9 protein-coding genes are annotated in these 13,020 nt (G+C 45.4%); 5 read left to right on the forward strand and 4 right to left on the reverse strand.

Annotation, left to right across the window (positions count from 1 at the left end; genetic code table 11):
• Positions 1 to 183: 183 nt before the first annotated feature.
• The 3 genes from SHAL_RS03225 to uvrA form a co-directional block, all read right to left on the reverse strand.
• Positions 184 to 1,143, reverse strand: coding sequence for a M28 family peptidase (locus tag SHAL_RS03225; RefSeq protein ID WP_012275758.1), 960 nt, complete (start codon positions 1,141 to 1,143; stop codon positions 184 to 186).
• Between the two features lie 94 nt (positions 1,144 to 1,237).
• Entirely contained in the window at positions 1,238 to 1,540 is a 303-nt protein-coding gene (locus tag SHAL_RS03230) for a hypothetical protein (RefSeq protein ID WP_049763867.1), read from the reverse strand.
• Positions 1,541 to 1,557: 17 nt separating this feature from the next.
• The gene (gene uvrA, locus SHAL_RS03235) at positions 1,558 to 4,401 is read right to left on the reverse strand and encodes an excinuclease ABC subunit UvrA (RefSeq protein ID WP_012275760.1); all 2,844 of its coding nucleotides are present in this window, start codon (positions 4,399 to 4,401) and stop codon (positions 1,558 to 1,560) included.
• 266 nt (positions 4,402 to 4,667) lie between these two features.
• On the opposite strand from uvrA, the gene SHAL_RS03240 reads away from it, so the two are divergent.
• Both SHAL_RS03240 and ssb read left to right on the forward strand, forming a co-directional pair.
• Positions 4,668 to 6,035, forward strand: coding sequence for an MFS transporter (locus SHAL_RS03240; protein WP_012275761.1), 1,368 nt, complete (start codon positions 4,668 to 4,670; stop codon positions 6,033 to 6,035).
• A gap of 32 nt (positions 6,036 to 6,067) precedes the next feature.
• Positions 6,068 to 6,739, forward strand: coding sequence for a single-stranded DNA-binding protein (ssb, locus tag SHAL_RS03245; RefSeq protein WP_012275762.1), 672 nt, complete (start codon positions 6,068 to 6,070; stop codon positions 6,737 to 6,739).
• Between the two features lie 243 nt (positions 6,740 to 6,982).
• Here the strand turns inward: ssb and SHAL_RS23600 are convergent, their stop codons facing one another.
• A complete protein-coding gene (locus SHAL_RS23600; RefSeq protein ID WP_012275763.1) occupies positions 6,983 to 8,650 on the reverse strand; it encodes a sigma 54-interacting transcriptional regulator in 1,668 nt (555 codons plus the stop codon).
• A gap of 461 nt (positions 8,651 to 9,111) precedes the next feature.
• Between SHAL_RS23600 and ygeW the strand changes: the two genes are divergently transcribed.
• From ygeW to SHAL_RS03265, 3 genes are all read left to right on the forward strand, one after another.
• Positions 9,112 to 10,299, forward strand: coding sequence for a knotted carbamoyltransferase YgeW (ygeW, locus tag SHAL_RS03255; protein ID WP_012275764.1), 1,188 nt, complete (start codon positions 9,112 to 9,114; stop codon positions 10,297 to 10,299).
• A gap of 85 nt (positions 10,300 to 10,384) precedes the next feature.
• Complete coding sequence (gene dpaL, locus SHAL_RS03260; RefSeq protein WP_012275765.1) at positions 10,385 to 11,599, forward strand: diaminopropionate ammonia-lyase; 1,215 nt, start codon at positions 10,385 to 10,387, stop codon at positions 11,597 to 11,599.
• Positions 11,600 to 11,701: 102 nt separating this feature from the next.
• Complete coding sequence (locus SHAL_RS03265) at positions 11,702 to 12,913, forward strand: YgeY family selenium metabolism-linked hydrolase (protein ID WP_012275766.1); 1,212 nt, start codon at positions 11,702 to 11,704, stop codon at positions 12,911 to 12,913.
• Positions 12,914 to 13,020 lie beyond the last annotated feature (107 nt).

Genomic DNA, 13,020 nt, shown 5'->3' on the forward strand with positions numbered 1-13,020 from the left:
CAGAAAATCAACCCCGTGTCGACTTCCCGCACCGAAAAACGTATCAGTAAGCCGACTAGTATAGCAGGCTCCAATTGGTAATACCAATCAATCCAAGTGTTTTATCTAAATTTCATAGCAAATAGTAGGCCAATTAATGAGTTGAGTTGTTTAAAAAGTAACTGATTGTCCATTTTTGTGATGTTATTGTAGCAGTAAGCTGTCTATTTTTAGCAGTTGGTAGGCTGATTCGCTTACAGCAGCAAGAAAGTTAATATCTATTTTATCTGCAGTGTCGGTTGTTTGGTGGTAATCCCTATGGATTGGTACGCCAAAATAGAGCCAAGGAATGCCTGCTTGATGGAAAGGGTAATGATCGGAGGCGCGTAAAAAGTCGATAGAGATGACTGAGCCGTCGAAGGCTTTAGGTTGCTGAGTGCGAATGCAGATCTGGTTATCTTGCCTGATTGACTTTCGCATCTCAGAGAAGGAACCGAAGCGCCTTGCCCCCTCAATGTAGAGGGCGCCAGTTCGGTCGGGTCTGCCGATCATATCGAGGTTTATCGCCAGCTCTACCTGCTCGATATTGGGCGTTGTGCTTGCAAGCTTAAGTGCATCTATGAGTGCGTACCCACCGTAAAGCCCAGGCTCCTCGGCATCGGTAGCAACAAATAGCAGATTGAATTTGCTACCTTGCTCTTTCGCAAATTGGGCTAATTGCAGTAATCCAGCGATGCCCGAAGCATTATCATCGGCGCCGGGATAATAACGCCTGTCGCTGCCTCCAAGATGATCGTAATGGGCTATGATGACGCGCCAACTTTGGGTTTCCTGTTTTGCAGGGAGCATTGCGACCATATTGATCCCCACTCTATCACTGAATGAACGGCGGTAGCTAAAAGGGTGTTGATATTGACCTTGCCAGGGGAGGAGTCCTATTTGCTCGAAGCGTTGCTGCAGAAACTCTCGGGTTAGGGCGGCGCCCTCGGTTCCTGTTTTGCGTCCCTGTAAGCGGGGCGAGCTTAGGGCCTGTAGATCGGCTGTAATGGTGCTGACATCGGCCCAGTAGATTGCGGGCTCCTTATCGCAATGAGGGCGAGTTGCGCAGGAAGTCAGTACTGAAGAGCCTAGTAAAGCCGTTGTAATTAACAGTAAACGCAGCATCCATTTTGCCTTTTGTTATTATGCCCTTTGAATGGTATTGAACCCCTTTTAATGAGATTAGCGCCTTACTTCCTGTTTGGCGATTATATTTTGCTCACCTCATGCTCGTTTGCTGTTGAGCTGTAGGTTTGTTCTCCTTGAGCTTATAAACTGGGATCTGTGAAAACAGTCGCTGTTTGGCTGTGACTTGTACCCGTGAGTCTTTTTTTAAATTACCAACGGTTAGGCAAGCGACACTGCCATCGGGTAGGGCTATGGTACTTGACTCATCATCACTGCTAATCACTCTGGCCTTGACTGGCTTACCATTACCTATGAGGGGATCGAATACGGCGATAAGCAGCAAGCCTAGCATCATCACTAGGCTTGTGCTTAAGAAGAGGTTTCTAAAGTGCATCGAGTTTCTAACTGGCTCTATGCTTTGCTTAAAAGTGGCTTTAAGAAGCGTGCTGTATGCGACTCGGTATGCTCTGCAACCTCTTCAGGTGTACCTGCAACCAAAATCGTACCGCCACCAGAACCCCCCTCTGGACCGAGATCGATAATCCAATCTGCCGTCTTTATTACATCTAAGTTATGCTCAATCACTACGATAGTGTTGCCGTGTGATTTGAGGCGATGCAACACATCCAATAACAGTTGGATATCGGCAAAATGCAATCCGGTTGTAGGTTCATCAAGAATATACAAGGTTTTACCGGTATCACGCTTAGAGAGTTCCTTGGCAAGTTTAACTCGCTGCGCTTCACCGCCCGATAGGGTCGTCGCACTTTGACCCAAGCGGATATAAGACAGACCCACATCCATTAAGGTCTGTAATTTTCGAGCCACGGCAGGAATCGCATCGAAGAACGGACGCGCTTCTTCAACAGTCATCTGCAGCACTTCGTGGATGTTCTTGCCCTTAAAGCGTACATCTAAGGTTTCGCGGTTATAGCGCTGACCCTTACAGCTGTCACATGGCACATACACATCGGGTAGAAAGTGCATTTCCACCTTGATTAAACCATCACCCTGGCAAGCCTCACAGCGTCCGCCTTTGACGTTAAATGAGAAACGGCCCGGTTGGTAACCGCGGGTTCGCGACTCTTGGGTTGCGGCGAACAACTCACGAATTGGTGTGAAAATGCCAGTATAGGTGGCGGGATTTGAGCGTGGTGTACGGCCAATCGGGCTCTGATCGATATCGACCACCTTATCGCAATGGTCCATGCCGACCACTTTCTTATAAGGAGAAGGTTCATCAACCGTTGCACCATTTAACTGCATATGAGCAATCTTGTAGAAGGTGTCATTGATCAGTGTCGACTTACCAGACCCTGAGACGCCAGTGATACAGGTGAACAAGCCCACAGGAATTTGCAGATCGACATCTTTAAGGTTATTTCCCGATGCCCCAAATAGCTCTATCAGCTTGTTTGGATCGTATTGAGTACGCTCAGTCTTGATGTGAATTTGCTTTTCACCCGACAGATACTGACCTGTGATCGACTCTTTACAGTCGAGCAGGTCTTGCAGGGTCCCTTCACCGATAACTTGGCCGCCATGAACGCCAGCGCCGGGGCCGATATCGATAACGTGGTCCGCCATGCGAATCGCGTCCTCATCGTGCTCAACTACGATCACCGTATTACCTAAATCACGCAGATGGATAAGGGTTTGTAGTAAGCGTTCATTATCGCGCTGATGCAAGCCAATTGAGGGTTCATCGAGTACATACATCACGCCAACAAGGCCTGCTCCAATCTGGCTGGCTAGGCGAATACGCTGGGCTTCACCACCAGAGAGGGTATCGGCAGAGCGTGATAAGCTTAAGTAGTTCAAACCGACATTAACTAAGAAGCCAAGACGATCCCGTACCTCTTTTAAGATCTTATCGGCTATCTGCGCACGTTGGCCCGTGAGTTCGAGTTGCTCGAAGTATTGTGCGGCTTCACCGATAGACCATTGGGTCAATACTGGGAGATTAAGCTCTTCAATAAATACGTTACGGGCCTCTTCACGCAGACGAGAGCCACCGCAGCTTTGACACGACTGAGTGTTGATAAACTTGGTTAGCTCTTCACGGACTGCATTGGATTCGGTTTCGCGATAGCGCCTGTCCATGTTGTTTAAGATCCCTTCGAAGGGATGGTTTCTGACAACAACGTCACCACGGTCGTTAATGTATTTAAACGCGATGCTCTGATTACCTGAACCATAAAGCACGATTTTGCGTGCTTCATCACTTAGCTGTTCGAATGGCTTTTCGATATCAAATTTGTAGTGATCGGCTAATGAGGTAAGCATTTGGAAATAATAAAAATTACGTCGATCCCAACCACGGATCGCGCCGCCAGCGAGTGATAATTCAGTATTAGTGATCACCCGCTCAGGATCGAAAAATTGCTGTACCCCAAGACCGTCACACGTTTGGCAAGCACCTGCTGGATTATTAAATGAGAAGATCCTTGGTTCAAGCTCGGCCATTGAATAGCCACAGACTGGGCAGGCGAAGTTAGCCGAGAAAACTTGCTCTTCTGGCTTAGCTTTACCTTCGACGGGTTCCATGCTGGTAATCGTGGCTATGCCGCCAGACAGTTCGAGCGCAGTTTCAAATGACTCGGCTAAACGTTGCTTCATGTCTTCACGTACTTTAAAGCGGTCGACCACCACTTCGATAGTATGCTTTACATGCAGATCAAGTTCCGGTGGATCGGTTAAGTCCCATACTTCACCATCGATTCGAGCGCGAATATAGCCCTGTGCGGATAGACTCTCTAATAGCTTTACATGTTCGCCTTTTCGGTTATTAACGACAGGAGCTAATAGCATCTGACGGCTGCCCTCAGGCAGTTCTAGTACCTTATCAACCATCTGGCTGATGGTCTGTGCCGCTAGCGGTTTGCCATGAGTCGGACAACGCGGTTCACCTACACGGGCAAACAGCAGTCTTAAGTAATCGTAGATTTCAGTAATGGTACCCACAGTTGAACGCGGGTTATGAGATGTGGACTTCTGCTCGATAGAAATTGCAGGGCTTAAACCTTCAATATGGTCAACATCAGGCTTTTCCATCAAGCTTAAGAATTGACGCGCATAAGCTGATAATGACTCGACATAACGTCGTTGCCCTTCAGCGTATAGCGTATCAAAAGCAAGAGAAGATTTGCCTGACCCAGATAGTCCAGTGATAACAATTAGCTTGTTACGAGGAATAGTCAGGTTGATGTTTTTAAGATTGTGGGTACGAGCACCACGAACTTCAATATATTCCATCTAGCGTTCAGATCTCAAAGCCGAAAAAAGTGGTTAAGTATCTCACAAAATCGCCACAGGAAACAGACAGAACTGGTTATCAATTGTAGGTGATAATCAAGAGCTCGCTTCTGTACAGACCTTAATCCCTGTGATATTGCGACCTTGAAGAGAGGCAAACATATAACATGGTTTAACTTTGCATCTTTTATTTTTACTTTTGGGCTATTGAAAAACTTCGTGATAAACTGCGCGACTTATTTCAAGTTCACAGATCAGGGCGGGGCATGGCCAACCAGGGACTTTCCAAGACTGAGAAAAAGGTCGCATTTTCTTTAGCCAGTGTATTTGGGCTGCGAATGATGGGCTTGTTTATGATCATGCCTGTATTTGCACTTTACGGGCAGCACTTAGAAGGTTTTTCACCTTTATGGGTGGGTATCGCCATCGGCGCATATGGCTTAACCCAAGCGATTCTACAAATCCCGATGGGGATCTTATCTGATAAATTTGGCCGTAAGCCAATCATTCTCACAGGATTATTGATTTTTGCCTTAGGCAGTTTAGTCGCCGCCAATGCTGAGACGATTTATGGCGTTGTTGCTGGTCGAGCTCTGCAAGGCATGGGGGCAATTGCTGCAGCTGTTCTTGCGCTAGCGGCAGATTTAACTCGCGATGAGCAACGTACCAAGGTGATGGCAATTATCGGTATGTGTATCGGTTTCTCGTTTGCCTTGTCGTTGTTAGTTGGACCCATTGTGGCGCAGCACTTAGGCTTGTCGGGGCTGTTCTTTATGACGGCCGGACTGGCATTGCTAGGGATGTTGATAGTACAGCTGTTAGTGCCGACTCCTGTCGGTCAGGCCCCAAAGGGGGATACGGTCGCCGCGCCTGAAAAGCTTAAACGTATGTTGCTTGACCCGCAGCTATTTAGACTCGACGCCGGAATTTTTATTTTACACTTAGTGCTGACGGCCGTCTTTGTGGCGCTTCCCCTAGATTTAGTCGATGCAGGCCTACCGAAAGAAGAGCACTGGATGCTCTATTTCCCTGCCTTTATGGGGGCATTTTTCTTGATGGTGCCGCTGATTATTATTGGGGTTAAACGCAATAATACTAAAGGCATGTTTCAAGTTGCCCTCATTATTATGATGGTTGCACTGGGCTCGATGGCGATGTTTGCCAATAATTTAGTAGTATTGAGCATTGCCGTGGTGCTGTTCTTTACCGGCTTTAACTACCTAGAAGCTTCATTACCAAGTTTGATTGCTAAGTTTTGTCCCGTTGGTGATAAAGGCTCTGCAATGGGCGTTTATTCGACGAGCCAATTCTTAGGTGCGTTTTGTGGTGGTTTATTGGGCGGTGGCGCCTATCAGCTGGTCGGTGCATCAGGAGTCTTTGCGGTTGCATTAGGCTTAATGTGCCTGTGGTTTTTACTGACCTTCGGCATGAAAAATCCTGTGCTACTCAAGAGTTACACATTGGAAGCGAATGTGACCGATAAACAGAGTGCAGTGACCATGGCTACTGAGTTGTCGGCGTTAGCGGGCGTGTCAGAAGCTATCGTTGTACTCGAAGAAAAAGTGGCTTATTTAAAAGTAGATGACCATTTCGATTTGAGAGAAGCCAGAGCTGTGTTAGGCTCTGTCGATTAGGTAAAATTTAATATACGTTCCAGGAGATTTCAATGGCTAGTCGTGGTGTCAATAAAGTAATTTTGGTCGGTAATTTAGGACAAGATCCTGAAGTACGTTATATGCCTAACGGCAATGCCGTAGCCAATATTACCGTGGCGACAAGTGAGTCTTGGAAAGACCAACAAGGTCAGCAGCAAGAGCGTACTGAATGGCACCGTGTTGTGATGTTCGGCAAACTAGCTGAAATCACTGGTGAGTATTTACGTAAAGGCTCTCAAGTTTACCTTGAAGGCAAGCTACAGACTCGTAAGTGGAAAGACCAAAGTGGTCAAGATCGTTACAGCACTGAAGTCGTTGTCGATCAAAGTGGCAGCATGCAGATGCTGGGTAGCCGTAACCAAAATGCTGGTGCACCAGCACAAGGTGGTAACTCAGGTTATGGTCAGCAGCCACAACAGCAACAAGGTGGTTATGCTCCTAAGCCGCAACAAGCTCCTCAGCAGCAGGGCGGCTATGCACCTAAGCCACAACAGGCTCCAGCTCAGCAAGGTGGTTACCAACAGCAACCACAGCAGCAAGCGCCTCAGCAAGGTGGTTATGCACCTAAGCCACAATCAGCTCCAGCTCCGCAGCAAGCGCCACAACAGCGCCCAGCTCCGCAGCCACAGCAGAACTTCACTCCAGATTTGGATGATGGCTGGGACGACGATATCCCGTTCTAGATCCCAGTTATTATAGTTATGTAAGATTAACTAGTATAAGTAACCTAAACCCAGTCATTTGATTGGGTTTTTCTTTTTCTGACACTTTGATTTTAATTCGATAGTATCACCAAATGTATTGGCAAGAGTTGGTGGGAGATAGAGGTAGAATGGCGATGGAAGCAACGGTTAAAGAGGTACTTGAATTCTATAGTAACTTTTCGTTCCGATAGACTCCAAGTACCTTGAGAAATTAATTAAAAATTAGCAAGATAGGCGATATTTTTTTAACTTTCTGTATAGGGTAGCGACGCCAATGCCTAGCTCTTTTGCTACTAGCTTGCGGTTCCCTAATCTATTGATGCTATCTTCAATTTTAATTCTCTCCATCTCCTCAAGACTCACGTTATCATCATTAATACTCACCATAGGTGTGCAGCTCTCTTGTGGAGTATCAAAATAGGGCGGCAATAAGTCGATATCAATTTGGTCGCCACTGGGGACGATGTTCACTAGATATTCAACGAGGTTGCTTAGCTCGCGAATATTTCCCGGCCAGTGGTAAGCATTAAGGCTATTAATCACCTCCTCTGTAATACCTGGATAACAGGTACCTATAGCCTGAGAGTGCCTGTCGAGGAAGTAATAGACTAGCAGTTCGATATCGCCTTCTCGCTCTCGTAGAGCGGGTAAATATAGCGGGATCACATTGAGGCGATAATAGAGATCTTCACGAAATTCATTTGCAGCTATCATCTCGGCGAAGTTGCGGTTAGTGGCTGAAATAATACGAATATTTACAGGGGTAGAGGCATTAGAACCCAGTGGCATCACCTCTCTTTCCTCTAGCACTCGTAGCAACTTAGACTGCAGTGTCATCGACATATCGCCAATTTCATCAAGGAACAGAGTGCCATTGTTGGCCGCCTGAATTAAGCCAACCTTGCCCTTGGTAAGCGCGCCGGTAAAGGCACCTTTTACATAACCAAACAGCTCACTTTCAAGTAATTGCTCTGGAATGGCAGCACAGTTAATAGCGACAAAATTCTGTTCACTGCGATCACTGTATTTATGGATAGCCTGGGCAAACACCTCTTTACCGGTGCCACTCTCACCACTGATTAAGATACTCGATGGACTCTTAGCGACCCGCGCAATTAAGGTTTTCAATTGCAGCATCTTATTCGATTCACCAATAATATTGGAAAATGGACTCGCTGGTGTGTCATCGGCAGTGATAGAGGTGTTGGGTTGATGGAAGGACATCAAAAACAGCTGTTTATTGGCGATAACATGAAATTGACCAACCACTAACTCTTGGCATTCACCTAAGGTGACTATGTGTTGCTCCGGTCCTTTTAATTTATTGTTATGGGGTAATAAGGGCTGGATATTGACTTCAATAAGCGCTAGTTCACTGTGACTGATATTCAATATGTCCAAAGCTTGAGGATTACCATGAAGTACACGGTTAGCATCGTCAAGTACCAGTACACCTTGATCCATATTGTTGATCAGGTTAGAAAAAACCTCATCGAGATTAGATCCATTCTTCTTCGCCTCAGAAACTTTGATAACAACGAGCTGGGAAATATGCTCAATATAATCAAGAAACAGCTGAATATTATTTTTAATTCTGTCACCAGACTCTTGATTAAACGCCACCAAGCTGACCACCCCTATGCAGCGGTCATCGAGCATAATAGGTACGCCAAGAAAGGCGGTTTCGCGGCAATTATCATGGTTGGAACAGCCTTCACATATAGGATCTGAACGCGTTTTTACCACCACTTTGCTCTGCTTAGTTTCAATAATATATCTGAAAATCCGCGAGCTATTATTGAGCTTTTTACCTAAAGACTTATTGTAGGGACCAGTACCCGCAATACGCACAAGATCAGCATCTACGACTTCAGCATCGAGCTGCAGCACCGTGGATAGTTTCTCCGTGAATTGTATTATAGTCGGCTGAAGCCTCATTAATTCAGACATATAGGTAGTATTCAATGCTGTGTTCTTATTTTTATTTATAGGGCTATCTATATTAATGATTTGCTCCTTATTTGTTGTGACCTAGAATAAGTTTGATATGTGTAGTTTTTTCTTTGCGCTGTAATGTTAGCCAAGTCACATAAGCATATCAGAATGATAATTTCTTAATGCTGACTATCATTCTCATCGCTATCAATGATAGTAGTCTCCCCCTGTTTTTCTCTCGCTATTTTCTGCGCAAATAACAAAAGGCCTTAATTAACAGTTGGTTATGCTTGCGTTTAATTTTTGGCACCCTATTTGCTTTATCGATAAGTAACTAGAATTACCTTTCTAAAATTCCAGTAAACCGCTCCTTATCTATAAGCACAAATGACAAAAATACAGCAATAGGAATAATAATGAAAAGCATCAATAGCCTTATCAAGGAAATCAATGAACTTGAATCTCAGTTAGATCAAAAAGACTTTCTGTTGACCTGGGAGCAAACTCCTGCCGAGCTAGAACGCGTTCTTAAGACTGCTAAAGTGTTAAAGACTATGCGTGCAGAAAATATTGCAACCAACGTATTTAACAATGGTCTTGGCATCTCACTATTTAGAGATAACTCAACTCGTACTCGTTTCTCGTACGCTTCAGCTATCAACATGCTAGGTCTTGCTCAACAAGATTTAGATGAAGGTAAGTCTCAAATTGCTCACGGTGAAACAGTACGTGAAACGGCCAACATGATCTCATTCTGTGCCGATGCAATCGGTATCCGTGATGACATGTACTTAGGTGCGGGTAACGCTTACATGCGTGAAGTGGGTGAAGCACTAGATGACGGTGTTAAAGAAGGCGTACTGCCAAGTCGCCCAGCACTAATTAACCTGCAGTGTGACATTGATCACCCTACTCAGTCAATGGCAGATCTAGCTTGGCTTGAAGAGCACTTTGGTGACCTTAAAGAGCTTAAAGGTAAGAAGATTGCTATGACTTGGGCATACTCTCCAAGCTACGGTAAGCCACTTTCAGTACCACAAGGCATCATCGGTCTTATGACTCGCTTCGGTATGGACGTAACTCTTGCTCACCCAGAAGGTTATGACTTAATCCCTGAAGTTGTTGAAGAAGCGAAGAAAAATGCAGTTGCATCTGGTGGTAGCTTCACTCAAGTAGACACAATGGCAGAAGCGTTTGAAGGCGCTGACATCGTTTACCCTAAGTCTTGGGCTCCTTACCAGGTTATGGGCAAGCGTACAGAACTTTTACGTGCCAATGACGAAGCTGGTCTTAAATCATTAGAGCAAGAGTGTCTTGCACAAAATGCTAAGCACAAAGATTGGCATTGTACCGAAGAGATGATGAAGAAGACCAAGAAAGGCGAAGCACTATACATGCATTGTCTACCTGCTGATATCACAGGTGTTTCTTGTAAAGAAGGTGAAGTTGAAGAGGCAGTATTTGAAAAGTACCGTATCGCAACTTACAAAGAAGCAAGCTGGAAGCCATATATCATCGCTTCTATGATCCTTAACCGCAAGTATGCTAACCCAGGAACTATCCTGCAGCAGCTACTTGATGATGACAAAAAACGAGTGAAATAACCTCACTCTAAGTTCTTCTGACTCTTGTTTCAAGCAAGAGTATCGGGGGCAGGTTCTGCCCCTCTATCAGTTTCGTTTGTGAGGTATGCCCGTGTCTACATTCTCTCTTAATATGGAGATAGCTGATAACCGTCATTTCAATGGTCAACTGTCTCCTCTTTTTACTGTTGAAGAAGCGAAAAAAGCCCTTGCTTTTCATAGCAGTATTGATGGCTATAAGCCAACACCCCTTTTGTCTCTTGATTGTCTAGCCGAAGAGTTTGGTATCGGTAAGATCTTAGTTAAAGATGAATCACACCGCTTTGGTCTGAATGCTTTCAAAATGTTGGGTGGTGCCTATGCTATTGCACTTCTACTTTGCGATAAGTTCAAGCTTGATATCAATGCATTTGATTTTGACAAGCTAAAAAATGAGATCACAGAGAAGATGACCTTTGCCACAGCGACTGATGGAAACCATGGTCGTGGTGTTGCATGGGCTGCTAAGAAGCTAGGTCAAAACGCCGTTGTTTATATGCCAAAAGGTTCAGCCGAAGAGCGTGTCAATAACATTAAAGCACTCGGCGCCGAATGTATTGTTACTGATATGAACTATGACGATACCGTGCGTTTAGTGCTAAAAACAGCCAACGAAAATGGCTGGAAAGTTATTCAAGATACAGCCTGGGAAGGCTATGAAGAGATCCCGACTTGGATCTCTCAGGGATACACTGCGATGGTAATTGAGGCAGTGATGCAACTGGAAGAACATAGCGTTAAAGCACCGACCCATGTGCTACTTCAGGCGGGTGTTGGAGCTCTGGCAAGTGGCGCATTAGGTTACCTCACCAATGTTTACGGTGCCGATAACCTACATTCAATCATCGTTGAGCCTGCTAAGGCGGACTGCATGTATCGCTCAAGCCTCACCGAAAAAGGCGAGATCGTTAATGTCGATGGTGATCTAGATACCATTATGGCTGGACTTGCCTGTGGTGAGCCTACGACGATTGGCTGGCCTGTAATGCGTGATTGCACTACTCAGTTTGTCTCATGTGATGATGAGGTTGCTGCTTTAGGTATGCGCGTTCTCGGTAATCCACTAGGGAATGACCCTCGAATCATATCAGGTGAATCTGGTGCGGTCGGCTTAGGTATGTTAGCTGCCATCCACTTCCATGAAGATAAAGATGTTCTGATGAAAAAGGTCGGTTTGAACAAAGACTCTGTGGTGCTGCTTATTAACACCGAGGGTGATACTGACGCCAAGAATTATAGAGAAGTTGTTTGGGAAGGTAAGTACCCAACAACAGCTAAATAACCCAATGTGAACCCCATAGTCATCTTGTCAAGAACTCAGGCTTAGGACGTTCACACATTACTATTCCCAGCGTTTTAAAGGCGCTGTTGAAGGAGAAATATAATGGCAATTCCTTTCAATGAAGTATTAGCAAAAGCAGAATCATACAAAGCTGATATGACTAAATTCCTACGTGACATGATCGCTATTCCAAGCGAAAGCTGTGACGAAGAGAAAGTTGTTTTACGTATTAAAGAAGAGATGGAAAAAGTGGGTTTCGACAAAGTTGAAATCGATCCAATGGGCAACGTACTAGGTTACGTTGGTCACGGTCCACACCTTATCGCTATGGATGCACACATCGATACTGTTGGTGTGGGCAACCTAGATAACTGGGATTTTGATCCTTACTTAGGTATGGAAGATGATGAAGTGATCGGTGGTCGCGGTACTTCAGACCAGTCTGGTGGTATGGCTTCAATGGTTTATGCAGGTAAGATCATCAAGGACCTAGGTCTTGAAGATGAGTACACACTACTTGTGACTGGTACCGTTCAGGAAGAAGATTGTGATGGTCTTTGCTGGCAGTACATTATTGAAGAAAGCAAGATCCGTCCAGAGTTCGTCGTTTCTACTGAGCCAACTGATTGTCAAATCTACCGCGGTCAACGTGGTCGTATGGAAATCCGTATCGACGTTCCAGGGATCAGCTGTCACGGCAGTGCTCCTGAGCGTGGCGACAACGCTATCTTCAAAATGGGCCACATCCTTGGTGAACTTGAGCAGTTAGCTGGCAACTTAGGCGATGATGCTTTCCTAGGTAAAGGTACATTGACTGTATCTGAAATCTTCTACACCTCTCCAAGCCGTTGTGCTGTTGCAGATAGCTGTGCAGTGTCTATCGACCGTCGTCTTACTTGGGGCGAAACTTGGGAAGGCGCACTAGATGAAATTCGCGCTCTACCTGCTGTTAAGAAAGCGGGTGGTGTTGTATCTATGTACGAATACAACCGTCCTGCTTACACCGGTCTTGTTTACCCAACTGAGTGTTACTTCCCAACTTGGAAGATTGAAGAAGAGCATGTTGCAACTAAGACACTAGAAGCGTCTTTTGAACTGCTATTTGACAAGAAGCCTACTGTTGATAAGTGGACTTTCTCTACTAACGGCGTATCTATCATGGGTCGTCACGGTATCCCAGTGATCGGTTTCGGTCCTGGTAAAGAGCCAGAGGCTCACGCACCAAACGAGAAGACTTGGAAAGATCACCTTGTGACTTGTGCTGCAATGTACGCAGTGATCCCACAGATGTATCTAGCTCAGCTTAAGAAGTAATAAGACTGCACCCTGAGGGCCAACTCCCAGCCCTTAGGGTGATTTCCACCACTCTTTACCCTGATCTGATTCAAGCATTTTCTTTTTTTTCAGTAGCAACACTTTTT

The sequence above is a fragment of the Shewanella halifaxensis HAW-EB4 genome, assembly GCF_000019185.1.
GTDB classification, from domain to species: Bacteria; Pseudomonadota; Gammaproteobacteria; order Enterobacterales; family Shewanellaceae; genus Shewanella; species Shewanella halifaxensis.